At 41.4% G+C, this 23,242-nt stretch carries 22 protein-coding genes, 1 pseudogene and 1 other annotated feature; of the genes and pseudogenes, 6 read left to right on the top strand and 17 right to left on the bottom strand.

What is annotated here, in order from left to right; translation table 11 throughout:
* Positions 1 to 5: 5 nt before the first annotated feature.
* The 16 genes from arnF to thrS form a co-directional block, all read right to left on the bottom strand.
* Positions 6 to 401: a 4-amino-4-deoxy-L-arabinose-phosphoundecaprenol flippase subunit ArnF gene (gene arnF, locus Xvie_RS11995; protein WP_086109546.1), complete on the bottom strand. Its 396-nt coding sequence runs from the start codon at positions 399 to 401 to the stop codon at positions 6 to 8.
* Positions 398 to 748 carry a 4-amino-4-deoxy-L-arabinose-phosphoundecaprenol flippase subunit ArnE gene (gene arnE, locus Xvie_RS11990; protein WP_086109545.1) on the bottom strand — a complete coding sequence of 117 codons (351 nt, stop codon included), beginning with the start codon at positions 746 to 748 and terminating at the stop codon, positions 398 to 400. The genes arnF and arnE overlap by 4 nt, the downstream gene beginning before the upstream one ends.
* The gene (gene arnT / locus Xvie_RS11985; protein ID WP_086109544.1) at positions 745 to 2,406 is read right to left on the bottom strand and encodes a lipid IV(A) 4-amino-4-deoxy-L-arabinosyltransferase; all 1,662 of its coding nucleotides are present in this window, start codon (positions 2,404 to 2,406) and stop codon (positions 745 to 747) included. The genes arnE and arnT overlap by 4 nt, the downstream gene beginning before the upstream one ends.
* Before the next feature lie 7 nt (positions 2,407 to 2,413).
* A complete protein-coding gene (gene arnD, locus Xvie_RS11980; RefSeq protein ID WP_086109543.1) occupies positions 2,414 to 3,307 on the bottom strand; it encodes a 4-deoxy-4-formamido-L-arabinose-phosphoundecaprenol deformylase in 894 nt (297 codons plus the stop codon).
* A gap of 38 nt (positions 3,308 to 3,345) precedes the next feature.
* Entirely contained in the window at positions 3,346 to 5,331 is a 1,986-nt protein-coding gene (arnA, locus tag Xvie_RS11975) for a bifunctional UDP-4-amino-4-deoxy-L-arabinose formyltransferase/UDP-glucuronic acid oxidase ArnA (RefSeq protein ID WP_086109542.1), read from the bottom strand.
* Positions 5,331 to 6,308, bottom strand: coding sequence for an undecaprenyl-phosphate 4-deoxy-4-formamido-L-arabinose transferase (gene arnC, locus Xvie_RS11970; protein ID WP_086109541.1), 978 nt, complete (start codon positions 6,306 to 6,308; stop codon positions 5,331 to 5,333). Before arnC ends, arnA begins: the two co-directional genes overlap by 1 nt.
* Entirely contained in the window at positions 6,309 to 7,454 is a 1,146-nt protein-coding gene (gene arnB / locus Xvie_RS11965; RefSeq protein ID WP_086109540.1) for a UDP-4-amino-4-deoxy-L-arabinose aminotransferase, read from the bottom strand.
* A 155-nt stretch (positions 7,455 to 7,609) separates the two neighbouring features.
* On the bottom strand, positions 7,610 to 8,377 hold the full coding sequence (gene btuD / locus Xvie_RS11960) for a vitamin B12 ABC transporter ATP-binding protein BtuD (protein WP_086109539.1): 768 nt from the start codon (positions 8,375 to 8,377) through the stop codon (positions 7,610 to 7,612).
* A gap of 50 nt (positions 8,378 to 8,427) precedes the next feature.
* Positions 8,428 to 9,423, bottom strand: coding sequence for a vitamin B12 ABC transporter permease BtuC (gene btuC / locus Xvie_RS11955; protein WP_086109538.1), 996 nt, complete (start codon positions 9,421 to 9,423; stop codon positions 8,428 to 8,430).
* Between the two features lie 98 nt (positions 9,424 to 9,521).
* Positions 9,522 to 9,818 (bottom strand): integration host factor subunit alpha, encoded by a 297-nt coding sequence (ihfA, locus tag Xvie_RS11950; RefSeq protein ID WP_086109537.1) that lies wholly within the window; start codon positions 9,816 to 9,818, stop codon positions 9,522 to 9,524.
* A 3-nt stretch (positions 9,819 to 9,821) separates the two neighbouring features.
* The gene (gene pheT, locus Xvie_RS11945; RefSeq protein WP_086109536.1) at positions 9,822 to 12,209 is read right to left on the bottom strand and encodes a phenylalanine--tRNA ligase subunit beta; all 2,388 of its coding nucleotides are present in this window, start codon (positions 12,207 to 12,209) and stop codon (positions 9,822 to 9,824) included.
* Between the two features lie 14 nt (positions 12,210 to 12,223).
* Entirely contained in the window at positions 12,224 to 13,207 is a 984-nt protein-coding gene (gene pheS, locus Xvie_RS11940) for a phenylalanine--tRNA ligase subunit alpha (protein WP_086109535.1), read from the bottom strand.
* Between the two features lie 79 nt (positions 13,208 to 13,286).
* Positions 13,287 to 13,411, bottom strand: a sequence feature (Phe leader region).
* 129 nt (positions 13,412 to 13,540) lie between these two features.
* Entirely contained in the window at positions 13,541 to 13,897 is a 357-nt protein-coding gene (gene rplT, locus Xvie_RS11935) for a 50S ribosomal protein L20 (RefSeq protein WP_010847342.1), read from the bottom strand.
* A gap of 42 nt (positions 13,898 to 13,939) precedes the next feature.
* A complete protein-coding gene (gene rpmI / locus Xvie_RS11930) occupies positions 13,940 to 14,137 on the bottom strand; it encodes a 50S ribosomal protein L35 (protein WP_006118955.1) in 198 nt (65 codons plus the stop codon).
* A 93-nt stretch (positions 14,138 to 14,230) separates the two neighbouring features.
* Positions 14,231 to 14,770, bottom strand: coding sequence for a translation initiation factor IF-3 (gene infC / locus Xvie_RS11925; RefSeq protein ID WP_086109534.1), 540 nt, complete (start codon positions 14,768 to 14,770; stop codon positions 14,231 to 14,233).
* Between the two features lie 3 nt (positions 14,771 to 14,773).
* Complete coding sequence (gene thrS / locus Xvie_RS11920) at positions 14,774 to 16,702, bottom strand: threonine--tRNA ligase (RefSeq protein ID WP_086109533.1); 1,929 nt, start codon at positions 16,700 to 16,702, stop codon at positions 14,774 to 14,776.
* 244 nt (positions 16,703 to 16,946) lie between these two features.
* On the opposite strand from thrS, the pseudogene Xvie_RS25810 reads away from it, so the two are divergent.
* Positions 16,947 to 17,338: pseudogene (locus Xvie_RS25810) on the top strand (IS1 family transposase); the annotation flags it as partial.
* An 80-nt stretch (positions 17,339 to 17,418) separates the two neighbouring features.
* Here the strand turns inward: Xvie_RS25810 and Xvie_RS11905 are convergent.
* Positions 17,419 to 18,096: a transglycosylase SLT domain-containing protein gene (locus tag Xvie_RS11905; protein WP_086109601.1), complete on the bottom strand. Its 678-nt coding sequence runs from the start codon at positions 18,094 to 18,096 to the stop codon at positions 17,419 to 17,421.
* Positions 18,097 to 18,236: 140 nt separating this feature from the next.
* Between Xvie_RS11905 and Xvie_RS11900 the strand changes: the two genes are divergently transcribed.
* The 5 genes from Xvie_RS11900 (at position 18,237) to Xvie_RS11880 (ending at position 23,132) form a co-directional block, all read left to right on the top strand.
* Positions 18,237 to 19,277 carry an IS630 family transposase gene (locus tag Xvie_RS11900; RefSeq protein ID WP_086109530.1) on the top strand — a complete coding sequence of 347 codons (1,041 nt, stop codon included), beginning with the start codon at positions 18,237 to 18,239 and terminating at the stop codon, positions 19,275 to 19,277.
* 267 nt (positions 19,278 to 19,544) lie between these two features.
* Entirely contained in the window at positions 19,545 to 20,459 is a 915-nt protein-coding gene (locus Xvie_RS11895) for a metal ABC transporter substrate-binding protein (protein WP_086109529.1), read from the top strand.
* On the top strand, positions 20,456 to 21,367 hold the full coding sequence (locus Xvie_RS11890; RefSeq protein ID WP_086109528.1) for a manganese/iron ABC transporter ATP-binding protein: 912 nt from the start codon (positions 20,456 to 20,458) through the stop codon (positions 21,365 to 21,367). The genes Xvie_RS11895 and Xvie_RS11890 overlap by 4 nt, the downstream gene beginning before the upstream one ends.
* Positions 21,364 to 22,239 (top strand): metal ABC transporter permease, encoded by an 876-nt coding sequence (locus Xvie_RS11885; RefSeq protein WP_086109527.1) that lies wholly within the window; start codon positions 21,364 to 21,366, stop codon positions 22,237 to 22,239. The genes Xvie_RS11890 and Xvie_RS11885 overlap by 4 nt, the downstream gene beginning before the upstream one ends.
* Positions 22,236 to 23,132 (top strand): metal ABC transporter permease, encoded by an 897-nt coding sequence (locus Xvie_RS11880; protein WP_086109526.1) that lies wholly within the window; start codon positions 22,236 to 22,238, stop codon positions 23,130 to 23,132. The genes Xvie_RS11885 and Xvie_RS11880 overlap by 4 nt, the downstream gene beginning before the upstream one ends.
* The last annotated feature ends 110 nt before the right edge of the window (positions 23,133 to 23,242 follow it).

Here is a 23,242-nt window from a genome sequence, read left to right as displayed (position 1 = left end):
CGTAATTAATGAGATTGGTTTATTTCCGGTCTGCTAATTAGCCAAACGCCCAATAAGATGAAAAAAATGCCCAATGTCTTTAATAGTGAGACAGTTTCATTGAACCAAGGTAATAAAACTGCCATTAAATAAACAAAAACATAACTCAAGCTGATAATAGGATACGCTTTATTCAATGGCAGATATTTTAATGCGAAAAACCAACATAACATGGATAACGTATAACCCGCCAATCCAGCCATAATCATCAATAAAGGATTATGATTTGTCCAAAGCCAGTCGATATCCAACCAATGCGTTGACAACGAAAATTCTGGCAGACGAGCAACTCCCCATTTCAATAACAATTGGGATACGGTGACCAACAAGGCACTCGCCACTCCCCAAAGGTAACCTTTCATTGGCTCAAGTTCATCAATAAAATCCCAAACATAATTGCTAAAACCCCCATCCAGTGCCTTAGCCCCACTTTTTCCTGATACAAAAATTGCCCAATCAAAGTCACTATTACAAAATTTATACTAAGCATAGGGTAAGCAATACTTAATGGCAAAAATTGCAATAATCGCAACCAAAATATCATCCCTATGCTCAACAAAAGAATCGTGCTAAGTAGCCATATCACCATAAATACCCCTTTATAAGGGGTATCTTTTTTCTGCCAACAAGTCACTGCCTGTTTCTGACATAGCTGTGCCGCGCAGGTTAGTAAACTAACCAAAACCAATAATGTTATATGGCTGCTCATGGCTGTTTCTTATAAATCACAAGCGCGAATCTATGGTTACGACGCACAAAATCCGGCTCTGGTAATTCAGGCAATTCACCTTTTGAAGATAAGAGAAAAACAATAGCAACTTGACCTTCTTTGCGCGCTTTCGCTAACCATGTAGGAAATTTTCCCTCTGCAATATATCGATATTTGCTATCAATATAACCAAGGCCATATTTTAATTCCCCTTGACGATCATACATGTAAATATCACTGCGTTTTAACTCCCAAGCAATCGCCGCACCAACTCCGACAGATTGAGTCAAAATATATTTACTACCAGCTAACTCTTTTTCATTTTGCTGAATGAAATGCTGAGGAAGCTTGGAATTTATCGTCTTGTCCGGCAATGCACTACCTATAGATAAGCTGAGCATAATTGAACAAGCAGCAGCCCATAACCAATATTTACCATTGCGAATGAAGCACAGATAACCAACTCCTCCCCAAGCGCCAAAGGCAATAACCCCTATCACCCACTTCAACCATTCATCAGGCTGATAAATTGGAGAAATATTCAAAGTTTTCGTAGCAAAAAGTACCAAAATAGCAAGCAATCCGATGAAGACATTCACCAGTCCATTCATTTTCAACGCTTTCGTATTGCCATTTTTGACACAATCAACACTATATTTTGCCATCATCAGCGCTAAAGGGCCGATGAAAGGTAAAACGTAAGTTGGTAGTTTTCCTTTTGCAATACTGAAAAAGACGAATGGAACAACAAACCAACAAAGCAGGAAAAACATTTCTGGATGACTTTTTTTCTCTTTCCAACTTTTGATTAAAGCACCAGGCAGTAATCCTAACCACGGAATCACCCCTAAAATCAATATCGGTAAGTAATACCAAATAGGTGCAATATGCTGAGCTTCCTCAGAAGCAAAACGCTGTATATGTTCTACCCAAAAGAAATAATGCCAGTAATCCGGCTCACGCAGAGCAATCGCAATTACCCACGGCAGGCTGATCAAAACAGCGGAAACCACAGCAAGAGGTCCAAAACGAACCATTTCCCAAAAGCGTTTCTGGTATATAGTGATGGGTACCATGGCAATCACGGGTAGCGCCAATGCCAGAAAGCCTTTAGTCATAAAAGCCATACCACAGGCTAACCCCAGAGCAGACCATGCCATAATTCGCTCTCTGGTCGCAACCGCTTTAAGTGCCCAATAGCAACTCACAATTCCCGCTGTCACCCATAAAGAAAACATAGGGTCAAGAACACTATAAGTACCAATGGACAAGACAATAAACATGGAAATGTAAATCAGGCTGGAAACGAAAGCAGTCTGACGGCATTGCCACATCATCATTGCCAAACGATAAAGAAGAAATGCACTGATTAGGATACTGAATACGGAGCCAAAACGAACAGCAAAATTATTGTCACCAAAAATCCATTGGCTGATGTTATTGATCCAATACCCTGCCACTGGTTTTTCAAAATAACGAATATCCAGAAAATAAGGTACTATCCAATCTCCACGTTGCAGCATTTCCCGACTAATTTCAGCATACCGCGTTTCATCTGGTTGCCATAATAGACGACTATCCAAAGGCAATAAGTAAGTAAGAATAAAAAAAAGAGCCATCAGAACGGCTCCCGCTTTACTCGTCCGAGTGTTCAACATATTTGTGTTATACCTCTTGTTGGCAACCTAACCAGCCTTCACGACCGGGAAAATCCGAACGAACAATTCTCCCAACAGGAAGTGAATCTCTATTGGCTGGTAATAAATGACTCAATTTACAGAACTGAATATTTTGCTGGTAAAGCATGTTCAGCAACGTTTGAAACTGTAAAGATTTCGACATGCCTTCGACTTCAGTATGAATCGTATAAACAGGAACACCAGGATCATTTTTAATGGCATCAAGGATAAAGTGATTAAAATTTGCATCGTTGACTAATGTTCCAACAACTTCATCATAGGTAGGTAATGTGACCGGGATTTGTACAGTTCCCACATTTCCATCGGGCAAGAGTGGCCTGAATGGATATGTACCCCGACAATCACTGTTATAATCGAAACCAAAATGTTGCTTAACAGCCAGCACTCGTTCATCTGCTCGCCAACCCGCAACAGCTGAGCATGTAACAGTTCTTCCGATTGCCTTTTCTAATGCATTAACTCCCAATCTCACTTGTTCTGCTAATTCGTTCTCTGACCAACGCCCCACTTTTGCCTGCCAGCCTTGATGATCCCATGCATGCAGGCCAATTTCATGACCAGCTTCCATTGTTTGCTTCATCAAATACCCTAGATCTTGTGCAATTTTTTTCCCCGGCCAAGCTGTACCAGCCAACAAGATATCCAGACCATAAAGAGATGCTGCATTTGATCTCAGCATTTTCCAGAGAAACATAGGACGCAACAGGCGCCATAAATGGCGCCCCATGTTGTCTGGACCAACACTAAAGAAAAAGCTGGCTTGAATATGGTGCTTTTGCAAAATATCAAGCAACCGCGGTACGCCTTCCTTAGTGCCTCGATAAGTATCCACATCAATCCTTAAACCAACTTTCTTCATGAAGTTCCCCTCTTTCTTCCTAAATTCTCACTTGCTTTTTAGTTTTTCCCTTTGGATTCTTCAACTGCTCCACGAAGAAAGAAGTCCAGTGTTTCATCAATGGTTTGTTTCATATCAATAGTGGGTTTCCAAGCTATCAAACGTTCTGCGTTTTTAATGCTGGGTTTACGGTGCTCAACATCTTGATAACCTTGCCCATAATAGCTGCTGCTTTCGATCTTCTTGAACCCAGCAAATGGAGGGAATTGCCCTCTCAGCTCGTGTTTCTCAAAGCTATCCAACAGCATTTCAGCCAGCTGACGAATGCTCGCCTCATTTGTCGGGTTACCAATATTAATTATTTGACTGTCACACAACCCATCCCGGTTCTCGATGATTTTGAACAGTGCTTCAATGCCATCATGAATATCAGTGAAACAACGTTTTTGCTCACCACCATCGACCAGTTTAATCGGGGAACCTTCCACCAAGTTCAAAATCAATTGGGTAATGGCCCTTGAGCTACCAATACGCGCTGAATCCAAGTTATCCAATCTCGGCCCCATCCAATTAAACGGACGGAATAAAGTAAATTTCAAACCTTCTTTTGCACCATATGCCCAAATGACTCGATCAAGTAATTGTTTAGAGACTGAATAAATCCAACGCTGTTTATTGATAGGCCCTACAATCAGACGCGAAGTATCCTCATCAAATTCTCTGTCATCACACATACCGTAAACTTCAGACGTCGATGGGAAAATAATTCGTTTATTGTATTTAACACAATAACGAACAATTTTAAGGTTTTCTTCAAAATCTAACTCAAAGACTCGCAAAGGATTACGGGTATATTCAATCGGAGTCGCGATTGCCACTAATGGAAGGATGACATCACATTTTTTGATGTGGTATTCAATCCACTCAGTATGGATGCTGACATCCCCCTCAATGAAGTGAAAGTGAGGATTACCAAGGAATCGTTCAATGGCGGAAGAGCCAATATCCATCCCGTAAATGTCATAATTGCCATCACGCAACAATCGTTCAGTCAGATGATTACCGATAAATCCATTGACTCCCAAAATGAGTACACGTTTGCGACGACTGGCTTGAGCTGTTGCCTTCGGGCCGACATAACCTCCCGCTACAATGCCCATCTCAAGCGCTAATCGGTTGCCTTGAACATAAAGCCCTGACTCACCTTGCCCACTAATGATTTTCAACGCACCATTACCACAGGCAACAACAAATGGGTCAGTAGAAATTACGGTTCCGGGGCATTTTTCATGAACCTGATTAAGTGGCTGTGAACGCCAAATCGTTATCTTACGTTCGCCCAGAAAAGTAAATGCACCCGGATATGGTTCTGTCACGGCCCTAACCAAGTTATTAATCTCTTTGGCGGACTTATTCCACACTATTTCACCATCTTCAGCGGTGCGACGACCAAAATAAGTTGCCTGGCTTTCGTCCTGTGGAATTGATAGATAATGACCTGATTTTATTTGAGGCAATATATCATTCAATAATTCAGCTGCCGCTTCGCGTATTTTTCCATGTACGACCAAAGAAGTATCATTTTCACCAATCTGTACAGCCTGTTGCGCGATAATATCTCCCGCATCCGGCTTCTCCAGCATTTTATGTAATGTTACACCCGTTTCGGTCTCTCCATTGAGAACTGCCCAGTTAACTGGAGCACGACCACGATATTTCGGCAGCAAAGAACCATGAAGATTGAATGCACCTTTTTCAGCCAGTGATAAAATTTCCTGGCCAAGCATGTTGCGATAATAAAAAGAGAAAATTATATCCGGCTTCATCTCGCGAATGCGCTCAACCCAAAGCGGATGATTGACATTTTCTGGTGCAAATACTGGTAAGCTCAAATCAGCACCGACGCGTGCAACAGAAGAAAAAAAGTGATTCTCATTCGGATCATTGGTGTGAGTAAATACAGCCTGAATATCAAAACCAGCTTTTACTAATGCATCGACTCCAACACAACCAATATCGTGATAGGCAAAAATAACTGCTTTCATTAGCTTTCTTCCTGATTATCGTTGGTCTTTTTAACTCCGACCACTTTTTGAATAAAATAACGAGGGCGAGCACGAACATCGTTATATATCCGACCAATGTATTCACCCAATAATCCCATTGCGACGAATTGTGCCCCGATGAACATGAAAAGAATAGCAAACAGGGTAAACACCCCTTCTGCAGCCCATATTGAGCCGAATATAAAACGTAGAGCGATCAATAACACCGCCAACAGAAAACCTGTTATGGCAATGATACTCCCCACTACACTCAATAACCGCAATGGTGCGGTTGTTAAGCATGTCAGAAGGTCATACATCAGATTGATCAAGTTCATAAAACTATACTTGGAATCCCCAAATTCACGCTCTGCATGGGCTACTTCAATTTCTACCGTTTTACGTGCAAAAGTATTGGCAAGAATGGGGATAAATGTGCTGCGCTCATGGCATTGAAGCATTGCCTGAACGATGTGACGCCGATAAGCGCGCAACATGCAACCATAATCTCCCATCGAACGACCCGTCGCCTTAGTTATCATCGCATTGATTATTTTAGAAGCGGTTTTACGGAACCAAGAATCCTGACGATTAGCCCGACGTGTCCCTACTACGTCATATCCCTCTTCTGCCGTTTTAACCAGACGGGGAATTTCTTCTGGCGGATTTTGCAAGTCAGCATCAAGCGTAATAATCAGATCACCATCAGCTTGATGGAAACCCGCCATAATTGCTGAATGTTGCCCATAATTACGGTTCAGTAAGATCGCAATTACGTGATTTTCTGGAGATTCAGCCGCTTGGGTTAAAATTTCAGCAGAGCTATCACGACTGCCATCATCGACTAAGATTAACTCGTATTTCTGTTCTAATTTTTGGCATGCTGCGAGAGTTCGTTTCAATAACTGGGGCAAACTTTCTTCTTCGTTGTAAACAGGAATAACGACTGAAATTTTTTTGATCTTCTCAAATGTCACTTATTTATGCTCCAAAAGAATTTTAGCCATCGCATTCACGACACAATCTACATCGTCATTGTTCATATCTGGGAAAAGAGGTAATGAACAAAGTGTTGACGAATTCCACTCAGACATTGGCAGAGAAAGTTGTGGATAACGTTCACGATAATATTTCTGTGTGTGTGCAGCTCTAAAATGCAACCCTGTACCAATATTTCTGTCTTTTAGACGTGCCATGAAAGTATCGCGGTCAATGCCACAAATATTTTTGTCAACACGTACCATAAAAAGATGATGGGAATGCAAATGCTGATATTCGGGAACTTTCAGCATTTGCAAAGGTGAACCAATAAGGGCAGCAGAATACCGAGCGACCAACTCCCGACGACGTTCATTCATTGATGCCAGTTTTCCTAATTGCACAACCGCCATCGCCGCATGAATATCTGATAGATTATATTTAAAACCCGGTTCAATAACTTCTGTCTGGGGTTTTCTACCCTGAATTTGTCTATCAAACGCGTCAACAGCTAATCCATGAAATTTTAAACAACGGATCCTTTGGGCAAGTTCATCATCATCAGTAACAAACATGCCACCTTCCGCACAGGTCATGTTTTTAATCGCATGGAAAGAAAAAATTGCAGTCCCCCGCTCTCCGATCCATTCATGTTTATAGCGGGTGCCGACAGCATGGGCTGCATCTTCAATAAGGGGAATATTGGTTTCTTGAGCAACAACCCGAATAGCATCAAGGTCACAAGGTGCTCCAGCATAATGAACGGGAATAATAGCTTTGGTTTTTGGTGTGATCACATTTTTGATTGTTTCAGCACTGATCATCAATGTATCACGGTCAACATCAACCATGACAGGTTCAGCACCCAACAAGCAAATCATATTGATAGTGGAAACCCAGGTTTGGGAAGGCGTAATGACTTCATCACCTGGGCCTATGCCTAGCGCCAACAAAGCCAAGTGCATTCCCGCGGTAGCGGAACATAGAGCAATAGCATGTTTACAGCCAAACATAAGAGAAAAATCTTGCTCTAACTGATGGTTTTGTGGACCTGTAGTAATCCAACCTGAGTGTAAAACTTTTTCTATCGCTTTTATCTCTTCACTGCCAATCGCAGGACGAGAAAATGGCAAAAAACTATCCATAACCGCCTTATGCCTTATATATCCCAATTTGTATTTTAATTAGTCGATTCTAACTGATTATTTTTTAATTAAACATCAACAAAAACAACTTTGGGCCAAAAAGACACCAAAAGCAAATAGCGGACAATGATTATGGTGAATTTCACTTGTAGAAGTTATACGTGATTGACCCTCCATAATTTATAGCTGGCATTTCTGATATGTCCAATATTTGCTTCAAAAACTTCTGATAAATTTCGTTCTGTCATTACATTCTGTGGTATACCTGATGCTAATAATTTTCCATGCGAAAGCAGCCATACTTCTGTGGCCTGCTCGTACGTGTGGTCAAGATCATGGCTACTTAATAATGCCGTTCCCCCCAATACACAAAACCTTTTAATGAGCTTATCTAAAATCGCTTTCTGGGTGATATCAAGGTTATTGGTTGGTTCATCAAGTAGAAGTAAGCTACCCTCAGGATTCAGATTCGGCCATATTTGAAAAAAAGTGCCTGCTAATCTGACACGTTGCCACTCCCCACCAGAGAGTTGACCAATTGACGAAGAAAGTAATGGAAGTAGTTTCATTTGCTGACAAAGTTCATGTAACACATTTTCACTTTGCGCCAATGGAGCGTCTCTAGGTCGGAACATGTCTAAATACTGAAAAGTCGGCATAATAGGAACAGAAGCAGATTGAGAAAACCACGCCCGACACTTTGCCAGATCATGCTGGCGGTAATCCTGCAAGTTCCGACCATTCAACCAAATATTGCCACTATAAGATAAAACTCCCGCAATCGCTGAAAGCAGTGTACTCTTCCCCGAACCATTTAACCCAACCAAATGAATTTGTTTTCCTCCCGTAACAGACTTAGATAATGAACTCAATCTGTTGCTGACAGTAATATTATCCAGTTCCAAAATTGGCTGACCGATCATGTTATTATCCTCATTTCCTCCTCCGCATTAACTAGCAAGAATGGTATCTCTTAATAATGGCGTGTTCTTAGTAAAAGCCATATAAAAATGGGTGAGCCTAAGGTTACTGTGACAACTCCAATAGGTACCTCTGCGTGAGATAATGATAAACGGGAAACTAAATCTGCCAACAATAATCCACTGCCTCCAGCCAATGCGCTGGCCGGAAGTAATGCTTTATGATCAGTCAAGCCAATCAGCCTTAAGATATGAGGAATAACCAAACCGATAAAACTGATTGCTCCCGCAAGAGCAACGCTCAAACCAACTAATAATCCAATCACCGATACAAATAAATTACGCCATTTATGGTGAGATATCCCCAATTGCCGGGCCTGTAATTCACCAAGAGAGAGATAGTTCAAAATATTGCCTTTGCTGCTTAGCCATAAAATGGCAGGAAGTAATGCAATAACCAACCATTTCTGGCGCCAATCAATACCACTGAAACTTCCCATCATCCAATACATCAATTGCCGTAAATCCAAACTTGAACTGAAATAGACCATCCACGTCATCAAAGCACCAAAGATCACTCCAAAAGCAACACCAATCAATAACAAACGGGTATTGGTCACTTGATGTTTTCTGGAAAATCCCAGCAAAATAGCAGTTATAAAAAGCGCCCCAAATACCGCTCCAACACTTAATAACCACAATGGAGCAACACCATGAAAGATAAGTATTAAACATACCACTACAACACCAGCGCCATTACTGATCCCGAGCAACCCCGGCTCCGCCAACGGATTTTCAAACAAAGCCTGCATAATTGCCCCTGACAAGGCCAAACTCGCCCCAACCACCATCACTGCAATTGCTCTAGGTAGCCTCAACTGCCAAATAAACAATTGAGCAGGTTCCGATAACCATTGATCAGGCCAAAACCAGATTTCACCGGCACATAATGACAAAATAAATAAAGTAACGAATAGAACAGATAAAACAGCCATCACCCGATGGTTGCGTTTTCTCTGATAAGTGATCAACTCATAAACTGAATGCATGTAGTGTGAGGCCATTTAGAAAGTATACGTTCTTCCCATTGAGCACGATGAGATATAAAAGATAAAAAAAAGGCCGCGAATGCGGCCTTTTTATGTGTTTATTCTTTGGGTGACGCTTTTTCTACCCGGTTTTTCAATTTTTGACCAGGACGAAAAGTGACAACACGGCGAGCCGTAATCGGAATATCTTCGCCTGTTTTTGGATTACGACCCGGACGTTGATTTTTGTCTCGCAAATCAAAGTTGCCAAATCCAGATAATTTTACTTGCTCCCCATTCTCCAAAGAACGGCGTACTTCTTCAAAGAACATTTCTACTAGATCTTTAGCGTCACGTTTGCTAATACCCAATTTTTCAAACAAATTTTCAGACAGTTCAGCTTTCGTCAGCGCCATAGTTCAGTTCCTCAAGGATGCTTGGAATCGCTGTTCTAATGCAGTTACGCATTTATTCACGGTCACAGCAATCTCTTCTTCTTCCAGTGTACGTGTTGTATCCTGCAAGATTAAGCTAATTGCAAGGCTCTTGTAGCCTTTTGCAACCGCTTCACCACAATATACATCAAATAAGTTTATTCCAACCATATGATTTATGCCAACTTTCTTACATTCAGCCAAAATATCTTCTGCGGCTACATTTTCAGGCACAACTATGGCGATATCACGACGGTTAGATGGGAAGCGAGAAACTTCCTTCATATCAGGAATCATGCGTTCTGCCAGACTGGTCCATAGCAACTCGAATATTACGGTACAACCATTCAAATCAAGTTTACGTTCCAATTCTGGATGAACAACGCCAATGTAACCAATGTAACTATTTTCCAGATAAATTCCAGCACTTTGTCCAGGATGCAAAGCAGGATGTTCTTCCGCTTTAAAGGATATCTCAGACAGTTTACCAGTCATTTCTAAAACAGATTCTAAATCACCCTTCAAATCAAAGAAATCAATTGATTGTTTTTCAATCAACCAGTGCTCTTCGAAACGGCTGCCCGCGATAACACCGCCAAGCATCAATTCCTGACGAATTCCATGCTCCGCCTTTTCATCTGGCACAAAACGCAATCCTGTTTCAAATAAGCGGACACGATTTTGCTGGCGGTTTTGGTTATAAGCTACAGTGGTCAACAACCCTGTCAGTAGAGACAAGCGCATTGCAGACATATCCGCCGAAATCGGATTAGGCAAAATTAGCGCTTCTTCCCGTGGATGAAGATACTGCTGAACCTTAGGATCAACGAAACTATAAGTAATCGCTTCTTGATAGCCTCTGTCCACCAACATTGTTTTAACCCGCTGCAAAGGCAAATCAGCTTCACGATGTGAAGTCATAATCAGATCTGCACGCACTGGTACATCAGGGATGTTGTTATAACCGTAAATACGGGCAACTTCTTCAACCAGATCTTCTTCGATCCGCATATCAAAACGCCAGCTAGGTGCAACCGCTTGCCAACTATCATTCTGAACAGTTATTTGACAGCCCAAACGCGTCAGGATATCTGTTACTTGTTCATCAGCGATATGATGACCAATCAAGCGATCCAATTTATTGCGATTAAGAGTAATCGTTGCTGGTTTTGGTAAATGAGATTCATTAGTGATATCAACTATTTCCCCAGCTTCTCCACCACAAATGTCGACCAACAACTGAGTCGCATATTCCATCGCTTTATGCTGAAGCTGTGGATCAACACCACGTTCAAAACGATGGGAAGCATCGGTATGCAAACCATAACGACGGGCACGACCAGCAATTGCCAAAGGTGCAAAAAATGCGCACTCCAGCATAATATGCTGAGTTTTCACATTAACACCGGAATATTCGCCCCCAAAAATCCCTGCCATAGCAAGTGATTGCTTTTCATCAGAAATAACTAGTGTTTCAGCAGAAAGTTCGACTTCACTACCATCGAGTAGAGTGAGTTTTTCACCTTGCTTAGCCAAGCGAACAATAATTGAACCATTCAAACGCTCCAAATCGAACGCATGTAATGGTTGACCTAACTCGAGTAAAATATAGTTGGTGATATCAACAACTGGATCAATGGAACGAATACCACCACGGCGCAATTTTTCACGCATCCATAATGGAGTTGTTGCCTTGATGTTCACGTTCTTAATCACACGCCCTAAATAACGAGGGCAGGCTTCAGGAGCATCAACGCGAATAGGAAATGTCGCATCTGTAGTTGGTTTAACGGCTGTGATTTTCGGCTCTACCATGGACAATTTATTGATAACCGCAACATCACGGGCAACACCCATAATACTCAGGCAATCAGCACGGTTTGGTGTAATGCTGATTTCAATCGCATTATCATCCAATTTCATGTAATCACGCAGATCAGTGCCAATCGGAGCATCTACTGGTAGTTCAATGATACCATCCTGATCACAAGCAATGCCTAATTCTGAAAATGAGCACAGCATCCCTTCTGACGGCTCTCCACGTAATTTAGCTGGTTTGATTTTGAAATCGCCCGGTAACACAGCTCCGACTGTAGCGACAGCAACGCGAAGTCCCTGACGGCAATTTGGTGCACCACAAACGATATCCAGCAGGCGTTCGCCACCAACATTAACTTTTGTAACACGCAACTTATCTGCGTTTGGATGTTGTCCACACTCAACAACTTCACCAACAAATACACCGTGAAATTGATCAGCCACTTTTTCAACACCATCAACTTCCAAACCAGCCATGGTGATTTGTTCGGACAATGCTTCACTATTAATGGCTGGGTCTGCCCACTCGCGTAACCAGAGTTCACTGAATTTCATGAGATACACCCGCCTTATTTAAATTGTTTGAGGAAACGCAAATCATTTTCGAAAAATGCACGCAAATCTGTAACACCATAACGAAGCATGGTCAAACGTTCCATTCCCATGCCAAACGCAAAACCAGAATAGACTTCAGGATCAATACCGACATTACGCAATACATTAGGATGCACCATGCCACAACCCAATACTTCCAACCATTTACCATTTTTACCCATCACATCGACTTCTGCGGAAGGTTCTGTAAACGGAAAATAAGAAGGACGAAAACGTACCTGCATATCTTCTTCAAAGAAGTTATTCAAGAAGTCATGTAGTGTGCCTTTCAGATTGGTAAAGCTGATATTTTTATCAACGATCAAGCCTTCTATCTGATGGAACATTGGAGTGTGCGTCTGATCATAATCATTGCGGTATACGCGACCTGGCGCAATGATACGGATAGGTGGTTGGCGATTTTTCATGGTACGGATTTGTACACCAGATGTCTGAGTACGTAACAAACGTGTCGTATCAAACCAGAAAGTATCGTGATCAGCACGCGCAGGATGATGTGCAGGAATATTCAGAGCATCAAAGTTATGATAGTCATCTTCGATTTCCGGGCCTGATTCAACAGAAAAACCCAGCTCGCCAAAGAAAGTTTCAATGCGCTCAATTGTGCGGGTAACAGGGTGTAAGCCACCATTTTCCATACGACGGCCAGGCAATGAAACATCGATTTTTTCTGCTGCCAAACGCGTATTTAGAATATCTGATTCTAATTTTGCTTTATGCGCATTCAACGCTTCTTGAACTTCTTGTTTTGCCTGATTAATAACAGCCCCTGCCGCTGGACGTTCCTCGGCTGGTAAGTCACGTAGCGATGACATCTGGAGGGTTAAATGGCCTTTTTTTCCCAGGTATTCAACTCGCACCAAATCCAACGCGGCAACATCCTGGGCCTTTTCTACGGCTGCTTTTGCCTTTGCAACCAGCTCAGTAAGATGTGACATCGTTTTCCTCTTCCTTTGGCCAGATGGCCCATTAGTTGTAAAATTATGTTCTCATATTATCGATTAATGAGGTCATAAAAATAAAAAAGCCTCCACACTGGAGGCTCAAGCGCTATTTTTCGTTTCTTTTCTTACGCGCAAAGCCCCCTTATTTCAGGTGCTAAAGTAAAAAAAGAAACGAAAAAAGGCGAACTTCATCATTTTGTTCTTTCTCCTGTATCTTTTTCACACTCACTAATCATAATCTAATCACAATACCATCTGTGATCAATAGTAAGCCACATTTTGAAAAAAAGCAGAAGAGGGAGCAAAAGCTCCCTCTTCTAACCTGACTTATGCCAGAGCGCCCTTCGCTTTTTCAACCAAAGCAGCAAATGCTACTTTGTCAAATACAGCGATGTCAGCCAGAATCTTACGGTCGATTTCAATCGAAGCCTTTTTCAGGCCGTTGATGAAACGGCTGTAAGACATGCCGTTCTGACGTGCAGCAGCGTTGATACGTGCAATCCACAGTTGACGGAATTGACGTTTACGCTGACGGCGGTCACGGTAAGCGTACTGACCAGCTTTGATAACAGCCTGGAAAGCAACACGGTAAACGCGCGAACGGGCACCGTAGTAACCTTTCGCTTGTTTCAGAATTTTTTTGTGACGTGCACGGGCAATAACACCACGTTTTACGCGAGCCATATACTTCTCCTATCGTCTCTGAGTTCTAATCTAAAAAATTGCTTATGCGTATGGCAGACAAGCAACAACCAAGCCCAGATCTCCTTTGGAGACCATGCCTTTTGGACGTAAATGACGTTTACGCTTAGTTGATTTCTTAGTCAGAATGTGACGAAGGTTAGCGTGCTTACGCTTGAAACCACCACTTGCGGTTTTTTTGAAGCGTTTAGCTGCGCCGCGTACTGTTTTAATCTTTGGCATTTTAATTTCCACTTCGCATTGTTGATTACAACGAACTAGTAAGGCGAATAGACTCCACCAGAACTAGCTGGAGCCCATTACTTGTCTGCCTGACTATTTCTTCTTAGGAGCGAGCACCATGATCATCTGGCGGCCTTCAATCTTCGTTGGGAAGGATTCGACTACAGCCAGTTCAATCAAATCTTCACGGATACGGTTAAGCATCTCGATACCAATCTGTTGGTGCACCATTTCACGCCCACGGAAACGCAGGGTGATTTTGGCTTTATCGCCATCTTCTAGAAAGCGAATCAGGTTGCGTAGTTTGACCTGATAGTCGCCTTCATCTGTACCAGGACGGAATTTAATTTCCTTAACCTGAATAACCTTTTGTTTCTTTTTCTGTTCTTTGACTGACTTACTCTTCTCATAGAGGAACTTGCCGTAATCCATAATACGACAAACCGGCGGTTCGGCATTTGGGCTGATTTCAACTAAATCAACACCAGCTTCCTCAGCTTTCTCAAGAGCTTCTCTCAGACTGACAATACCAATCTGTTCGCCATCTAATCCATTTAAACGAACTTCAGAGGCGCGAATCTCTTCATTAATGCGATTTGGGCGCGCCGGTTGAATTCTTTTTCCGCCTTTAATACTTTATTCCTCCAATTGATGAAGATTACGACTGCGTATTTCTGTCAGCAGTTTATCTGTAAATTCACTGACGTCAATGCTACCTAAATCTTTGCCACGGCGAGTACGAACAGATACTTTTCCTGATTCGACTTCTTTATCACCACAAACAAGCATGTAAGGCACACGACGCAAAGTGTGTTCACGGATTTTAAAACCAATCTTCTCGTTTCTCAAGTCTGCTTTTGCACGAATGCCTGCATCTTGAAGTTTTTTAACCAATTCCTGTACATAATCTGACTGACCATCAGTAATATTCATGACGACGACCTGCTGAGGAGCCAACCATGTTGGGAAAAACCCAGCATATTCTTCTGTCAGGATACCGATAAACCGCTCCAGAGAACCCAGAACAGCACGGTGAATCATTACAGGAACCTTACGTTCATTATTTTCACCTACATATGACGCATTCAGACGTGCTGGCAGTGAAAAATCGAGTTGCACAGTACCACATTGCCACGCACGATCCAAACAATCATATAGAGTAAATTCAATTTTAGGGCCATAAAATGCCCCTTCACCCGGCTGGTATTCAAATTCAATGCCATTTTGGTTCAATGCTTCAGCAAGATCTGCTTCTGCTTTATCCCATTGTTTTTCCGTACCAATGCGTTTTTCTGGACGAGTTGATAATTTAACAACAATCTTCTCAAAGCCGAATGTGCCATACACATCATAAATCATTTTGATGCAGCTACTAACTTCTTGAAGAATCTGATCTTCAGTACAGAAGATGTGTGCATCATCTTGAGTAAAGCCACGTACACGCATCAAACCATGTAAAGCACCAGATGGTTCATTCCGGTGACAGCTACCAAATTCAGCCATACGCAAAGGTAAATCACGGTAGGATTTCAACCCTTGGTTGAAGATCTGGACATGACCCGGGCAATTCATCGGTTTCACGCAATATTCACGGCTTTCCGATGAAGTTGTAAACATATGCTCTTTATAGTTTTCCCAATGCCCTGTTTTTTCCCACAGGATACGGTCCATCATGAATGGGCCTTTTACTTCCTGGTATTGGTACTCTTTGAGCTTCATACGGGCAAAAGTTTCCAACTCGCGGAAAATTGTCCAGCCATCATTATGCCAAAATGCCATGCCTGGTGCTTCTTCCTGCATATGGTACAGGTCAAGCTGCTTACCAATTTTACGGTGATCGCGTTTCGCCGCTTCTTCCAAACGTTGTAAATAGGCATTAAGCTGCTTTTTATCAGCCCACGCAGTACCATAAATACGCTGCAACATTTTATTGTCGCTATTGCCACGCCAGTATGCGCCGGCAACTTTTTGTAGTTTAAAGTGATGGCAAAAACGCATGTTAGGAACGTGTGGCCCACGGCACATATCAACGTATTCTTCATGGTGGTACAAACCTGGACGATCATCATGGCTGATATTTTCATCCAAAATCTGAATTTTATACTCTTCGCCACGAGTCGCAAACGCGTCGCGTGCTTCCTGCCAGCTAACTTTTTTCTTTATGACATCGTAATCTTTTTTGGCAAGTTCCAACATGCGTTTTTCAAGCAGCTCAATATCTTCCTGCGTCAAAGAGCGATCTAAATCGACATCGTAATAGAAACCATTGTCAATGACAGGGCCGATAGCCATTTTCGTATCAGGCCACAACTGTTTAATTGCATGACCCAATAAATGTGCGCATGAGTGACGGATAATTTCCAAACCTTCTTCATTCTTGCTGGTAATAATAGCAAGATTGGCATCGGTTTCGATTAATTCACAGGCGTCAACTAATTCACCATTAACGCGACCAGCAATACACGCTTTTGCCAAGCCTGCACCGATATCACTAGCCACATCCATTACGGAAACAGCATGCTCAAATTGACGTTGACTACCGTCAGGAAGAGTAATTACAGGCATTTAAAATCCTTATATACAGTGGTGACCCACACGAAAGATCACTTGCATTAAATCAAATTCATTATTAATCAGCACGTTAGAAACAAATTCTTGCTTCACTCCGCAAGATGCGTACACATTTAAGGACACAATTTCAAAAGTATCCAGTACATTTGCCCTAACTCGCCCGACATACTATCACACAGAGTAGGTGTTAAAATAGTTCATCTTGACATTAAATCAGCTTCATCAATTACTTGATCATGAAATGGATGAGCAATAGTCATATATGAAGTCAAAGAATAAGCCTCACTGGCTCTTTTGTGCCTACGATAGAATCAGACGAAAAGTGATCGCCCACGTTTTGGGTCCAAAAGCAAAGAAGACACTGAAGCGTCTGATGGCCTTATTGGCCTCTTTCAACATTTTGGCCTATATGACTGATAGGTAGCGAGGGTATGAAAAAACGCAGATAGGAACACTGCATGTGGTCGGCAAGCGTTATACACAGCACATAAAGAGACATAACCTGAATCTGCGTCAGCATTTGGCAAGACTGACTCGCAAAACTTTATCTTTTTCAAAATCCATAGAAATCCATATAAAATGCATGACAAAATTATTGGGTATTATCTGAACATTCGTCATTATCAATAAAGTGGGATCACAACCGAAAAATCTGTAGATGCAGCGATATTTCTGGACATTTATAGAAAATATAAACATCAGTCTTTCAGCTAGTCAATAATGGCTAAAGAACGGTAAGTATTTTTCACTTTCCATAAATAACGCGGAGCCTGTGGTGCAGGATGGTTATTTTGAACATATTGATAAAACTCATTTGGCGTCATTCGATTGATTTTATTAATTGCCAAAGCCCGGTTTGAATCAAACGTCCTCAACAATGCTCCGGTGCCATTTACATAAGCAACTATCGTTGCATAGTACAACGTTTCTGGATTGGAAATACCTTCCAAATGCTGTTTTTTCAGGATACTTATATAAGCAGTTCCAATATCAATGTTAGTTTCAGGATCTTTTAATTCACGCATCGTTGGCTGCCCTGATTTTCCTTTCATTCGATAAGCATCTCTCCCCGCTGTAGATGCTTTAATCTGCATTAAGCCAACCGCATTAGATTTACTAATAACCTCCGGACGAAATCCAGATTCCACCTGAATAATTGCTTTGATAAGTGTCTCATCAACACCATAACGTTTTGCAGCTCGTTCAATATAACTATCAAATGGTGTGGGAACAGATCTATTGGTCAAGTTACGGGAAGCAAAAGTAGACTTGTTATTAAGCATACGTTTTGCCACTGTTTGTCTATTGCTGTCTGATTGATGTACTTGTTGGCCTACGCATCCTGTTAATAATAATATAAACGCAACATAGCGGAGTTTAAATTTCACAATGCTTCCTCTAAATAAAATTAACCCGATAAAGCATATAAATAAGCTTTCAAAATAGTAGATCACTTGGAGGGAACTCAGTCCAATTTTTGCGATCTGATTAATCGCCAAATCAAAAAAATCCCAAAATGGACTGAGTGATGCGGATCATAGCACCAATCCCCCGAAGTGAACGACGTCAGATGAAAAAATTTATTCATAAAACCCGCGATAAAGATTATGCCCGCCGACTCATGGCACTCTTAATGTTACATGAAGGTCAGACCGTTTCTCACATCGCCAGAACCCTTCATTGCTCACGTTCTTCCGTCCATCGTTGGATAAATTGGTTAACATTATATGGGCTGGAAGGATTAAAAAGCTTACCGAGAGGAAGGCCTGCTCGATGGAATTTAGCCCCGATTTTTAGCTTGCTGTCATTCTTATTATCCCACTCCCCGCAAGATTTTGGCTGTTTGCGTTCACGTTGGAGTATTGAACTTATCACTCAGATAATCAATGAATTATTCGGTTTATCACTGTCAAAAAGTACCCTGTATCGTTACTTTTGTCAGATGGGTATTGTCTGGCGAAGAGCGGCTCCTACCGTCAAAAAGTGTGATCCTGAATATGACGAAAAAATGGCAAAAATCACCGAAGCCTTAGCCAACGTATCAGAGCAACATCCTGTTTTTTATGAAGATGAAGTCGATATCGATCTGAATCCTAAAATCGGGGCAGACTGGTGCCTAAAAGGACAACAAAAACGCGTGATGACGCCGGGGAAAAATCAAAAGCACTACCTTGCAGGCTGCCTTGAGGTACGAACAGGTCAAGTGACCTATGTCCGTGGTATAAAGAAAAACGCTGATTTATTTATCAATATGTTAGAGGAGATTAATCGTCAGTATAGCCAAGTCAAAAGTATCACGTTGATTTTGGATAATTATGGTATTCACAAAAGCCAGAAAGTCAGGGAATGGCTAAAACAAAATCCTAAATTTAACCTGTTATTTTTACCGGTCTATTCGCCATGGCTCAATAAGATTGAACGCCTGTGGCAGTCTTTGCATGAAACCGTCACACGGAATCATTGCTGTCGGTATATGTGGCAACTCTTAGCGTGCGTTGAAGAATTTATGACAGCCTTTTCATTAGGGCAACAGCCGGGAGTTAGAAAAATGAGTGTATCGTTATTATGAAAGCTTATTTATAATTTTATCGATAAGCCAAAAATATTTTTCTGTTATTTATCAAAATAAATTTCTTAATTGATTAGGGTTAACTCTGGACAAGATGCTGATTTTTTTGTTCGTATGAGGTTTATTACTAGCATCTCAAGCAACAGAAACTTAAGGAGTGATTATCGAGTCTATTATCAATTTCATTCGATATCGCCTTGACTTTACATAGATGGTACTGATAATCATTATCAATAATTACGTATACAACAAGTAAGGTTTACCATAATGAACAAAAAACACTCACTTACTACGTTTCCGATATTAAATCTGATTATTGTTCTATTCACAATAGGGTTATTCAGTCAACAAGCTCATGCAGAGAAGAAATTCAGGGTAATCACGACATTCACTATTATTCAAGATATAGCTCAAAATGTTGCAGGAGATGCGGCAATTGTCGAATCAATCACAAAACCAGGCGCAGAAATCCACGATTATCAGCCAACTCCCAAAGATATCATTAAAGCACAGCGTGCAGACCTTATTCTCTGGAATGGCTTAAATTTAGAACGCTGGTTCGAACGTTTCTTTGACAACATGAAAGATATACCTGCTGCTATTATAACCGAAGGGATTACTCCTTTACCTATTCGTGAAGGCCCCTACAATAAAAATCCTAACCCCCATGCTTGGATGTCACCCCAAAATGCGCTGATCTATATCGAAAATATTCGTAAAGCCCTTGTTAAATACGATCCAAAGAATGCCGAAATTTATAATCAAAATGCTGAAACTTATGCAAAAAAAATAGCCCAACTGGATGTACCTCTCAGAGAACGTCTTTCTCGTATTCCTGAAGAACAACGCTGGCTGGTAACCAGTGAAGGAGCTTTCAGCTATCTCACCCAATATTATGGTTTCAAAGAAGTATACTTATGGCCAATCAATGCTGAAGAACAAGGCTCTCCTCAACAAGTTCGTCGTGTTATTGATACAATAAGAGCCAATAAGATCCCAGTTATCTTCAGTGAAAGTACTGTTTCAGATAAACCAGCTAAACAAGTCAGCAAGGAAACTGGAACCCGTTATGGTGGAGTACTGTATGTAGACTCTCTTTCCACTCAAAAAGGGCCAGTACCAACTTATATTGATCTACTGAATACCACTGTAGATACTATCGCAAAAGGATTTAATCAATGAATCGCTCATCATTAAACCGACAGTCATTATTTGAGCAACCGCATTTAATTGTGGATAATGCCACTGTCACTTACAACAATGGGCATACTGCTATTTATGACGCCAGTTTTGATATTACCGGCGGCACAATTTGTGCACTAGTTGGTATGAATGGCAGTGGAAAATCCACATTATTCAGAACAATCATGGGATTAGTAACACCCTCGCAAGGAAAAGTTACCCTCAACGATCAACCTATCAAAGCCGCATTAAAACAAAATATCATCGCATATGTTCCTCAAACTGAAGATGTAGATTGGAATTTTCCAGTTTTAGTTTCCGATGTTGTAATGATGGGACGCTATGGAAAAATGGGATTCTTGCGCCGTCCCAGCAAGTATGATCATGAAATCGTCAATAAAGCACTCAAACGCGTCGGACTGGCCGGATTACGTGATCGCCAAATCGGAGAACTTTCAGGAGGCCAGAAAAAACGAGCATTTTTAGCCCGTGCATTGGCTCAGGAAGGGAAAGTTTTGCTGTTGGATGAGCCTTTTACTGGCGTAGACGTCAAAACAGAAAATGCCATTATTGGCTTACTTCGTGACTTACGTGACGAAGGGCATTTGATCTTAGTATCAACACATAACCTCGGTAGTGTCCCTGAATTTTGTGATCACGTTATTTTGATCAATCGTACTGTGCTCGCAAGTGGTCGAATAGAAGACACGTTTACTCAAAAAAATCTGGAAATCACCTTCGGTGGTGTTTTGCGTCATATTAATCTTTCTGGCCCTGAATTGCATAAAGATGATGACACACGTTCACTGACAGTCATTACCGATGATGAACGTGCCGCCGTCTTTTACGGACATGATCATCATGTTCCGCCGCGACAGAGCCTAAAACAAACGGAAAACCAACCATGATGGAACTATTTTTACAACCATTCAATTACAACTATATGGTGAAAGCCATGTGGATAAGTACCATTGTTGGAGCTGTTTGTGCTTTCTTATCCGCTTATCTAATGCTAAAAGGTTGGTCTCTGATGGGAGATGCCCTCTCCCATTCTGTTGTTCCTGGCGTAGCAGGCGCATATGCTCTCGGTTTACCTTATGCAGGTGGTGCTTTTTTTACAGGGATGCTCGCTGCTCTGTCAATGACACTGGTTCGTCATATTACTCGGTTACGTGAAGATGCAGTGATCGGTTTTATCTTTTCTACTTTTTTTGCCGTCGGATTATTAATTGTTTCTTTAAACCCTACATCCGTAAATGTACAAACCATTATTATGGGCAATATCTTGGGAATCGCTGATGAAGATGTTTTACAAGTTGAAATTATTATCGCAATTTCCTTTATTATCTTAATGGTACTTTGGAAAGATTTATTGGTCGTTTTCTTTGATGAAATCCATGCACGCTCTATCGGATTATCACCATTGCGGTTAAAAATCATTTTCTTCACTTTATTAAGTGCCTGCACTGTTGCTGCATTACAAACAGTAGGTGCTATTTTGGTTATCGCAATGGTAGTAACTCCTGGTGCAACAGCTTATTTATTAACAGATAGGTTTAAACACTTATTGATCGTTGCCGTTGCCATTGGTTCACTCACAAGTGGTATTGGTACATATCTAAGCTATTTCCTCAATGGAGCAACCGGAGGTGTCATTGTCACAATGCAAACGGTGATTTTCTTGCTCGCATTCTTCTTTGCTCCCAAACATGGCATGTTGGCTTCCCGCAAACGAGCTAGAAAAGAATCTCTGGCATTGATTCAGGAACGACGCTCATGAACACATTTATTGAATTAATTACTGAACCCTTCATGCATGATTTTATGCGACGAGCCATCTTTGCTGCCATAATTGTGGGGGCTGTCTGTGCGGTGCTTTCCTGTTACTTGGTCTTAAAAGGCTGGTCATTGATGGGAGATGCTATTTCACATGCTGTTTTACCAGGGATAGTACTCGCTTCTGTCGCAGGTATACCACTTGCAGTAGGTGCGTTCCTTTCCGGTATATTTTGTGCATTTGCCACTGGGTATCTCAAAGAACACAGCAGAATCAAAGAAGATACTGTAATGGGAATTGTTTTCTCAGGCATGTTTGCATTTGGATTAGTGCTATTTACTCGTATAAATACGGATCAACACCTGACACACATTCTATTCGGCAGCATACTCGGCATTACCCAGCACGAGTTGTTCCAAACACTGTGCATTGCAGGGATCACGCTGACTATTGTGTTACTAAAAAGAAAAGATTTCATGCTTTACTGCTTCGATCCCAATCAGGCACGAGTAATTGGTCTTCCCGTGAAACTACTCCATTACGGATTATTATCTCTATTAGCCCTAACGATTGTCGCGTCATTACAGGCTGTTGGTATTATCCTAGTCATTGCAATGTTAATCTCACCAGGCATTATTGCTTTTATGCTTTGTCGTAGTTTTGATCGTATGCTCATTGTGGCAATGATTGCTTCTGTATCATCCAGCATACTTGGGACAATCATCAGCTTCCATATTGATGGTGAAACAAGCCCCTGTATCGTAATCATTCAGGCCATTTTCTTCACTATTGCACTTATTTATGATCAAATAAAATTGGTTCGTAGGAAAACAAACAAAGGAACATTTGAAAAAGAGCAATCTCAAATACCACCAATTACCGAAAAATCAAATTAAAAAATAGAGCGCCATGTCAAATTTGAGATATGGCCTTATTAATTTCCATTAAAGTTTCCTTTAGCCTGTTCAAATGTTGCATCTGTCTGTAATATGAGCATGACAATTGT

The sequence above is a fragment of the Xenorhabdus vietnamensis genome (assembly GCF_002127535.1).
In the GTDB taxonomy this organism is placed as follows: Bacteria; Pseudomonadota; Gammaproteobacteria; order Enterobacterales; family Enterobacteriaceae; genus Xenorhabdus; species Xenorhabdus vietnamensis.
The sequence above is the reverse complement of the archived record's forward strand: the minus strand, read 5'-3'. Positions and strand labels throughout refer to the sequence as shown.

Coding starts and splice junctions, on each gene's coding strand:
- arnF (WP_086109546.1), bottom strand. CDS start 401: ATGAAAGGTTACCTTTGGGGAGTGGCGAGTGCCTTGTTGGTCACCGTA.
- arnE (WP_086109545.1), bottom strand. CDS start 748: ATGAGCAGCCATATAACATTATTGGTTTTGGTTAGTTTACTAACCTGC.
- arnT (WP_086109544.1), bottom strand. CDS start 2,406: ATGTTGAACACTCGGACGAGTAAAGCGGGAGCCGTTCTGATGGCTCTT.
- arnD (WP_086109543.1), bottom strand. CDS start 3,307: ATGAAGAAAGTTGGTTTAAGGATTGATGTGGATACTTATCGAGGCACT.
- arnA (WP_086109542.1), bottom strand. CDS start 5,331: ATGAAAGCAGTTATTTTTGCCTATCACGATATTGGTTGTGTTGGAGTC.
- arnB (WP_086109540.1), bottom strand. CDS start 7,454: ATGGATAGTTTTTTGCCATTTTCTCGTCCTGCGATTGGCAGTGAAGAG.
- btuD (WP_086109539.1), bottom strand. CDS start 8,377: ATGATCGGTCAGCCAATTTTGGAACTGGATAATATTACTGTCAGCAAC.
- btuC (WP_086109538.1), bottom strand. CDS start 9,423: ATGCATTCAGTTTATGAGTTGATCACTTATCAGAGAAAACGCAACCAT.
- ihfA (WP_086109537.1), bottom strand. CDS start 9,818: ATGGCGCTGACGAAAGCTGAACTGTCTGAAAATTTGTTTGAAAAATTG.
- pheT (WP_086109536.1), bottom strand. CDS start 12,209: ATGAAATTCAGTGAACTCTGGTTACGCGAGTGGGCAGACCCAGCCATT.
- pheS (WP_086109535.1), bottom strand. CDS start 13,207: ATGTCACATCTTACTGAGCTGGTTGCAAAGGCAAAAGCAGCCGTAGAA.
- rplT (WP_010847342.1), bottom strand. CDS start 13,897: ATGGCTCGCGTAAAACGTGGTGTTATTGCCCGTGCACGTCACAAAAAA.
- rpmI (WP_006118955.1), bottom strand. CDS start 14,137: ATGCCAAAGATTAAAACAGTACGCGGCGCAGCTAAACGCTTCAAAAAA.
- thrS (WP_086109533.1), bottom strand. CDS start 16,702: ATGCCTGTAATTACTCTTCCTGACGGTAGTCAACGTCAATTTGAGCAT.
- Xvie_RS11900 (WP_086109530.1), top strand. CDS start 18,237: ATGCGGATCATAGCACCAATCCCCCGAAGTGAACGACGTCAGATGAAA.
- Xvie_RS11895 (WP_086109529.1), top strand. CDS start 19,545: ATGAACAAAAAACACTCACTTACTACGTTTCCGATATTAAATCTGATT.
- Xvie_RS11890 (WP_086109528.1), top strand. CDS start 20,456: ATGAATCGCTCATCATTAAACCGACAGTCATTATTTGAGCAACCGCAT.
- Xvie_RS11885 (WP_086109527.1), top strand. CDS start 21,364: ATGATGGAACTATTTTTACAACCATTCAATTACAACTATATGGTGAAA.
- Xvie_RS11880 (WP_086109526.1), top strand. CDS start 22,236: ATGAACACATTTATTGAATTAATTACTGAACCCTTCATGCATGATTTT.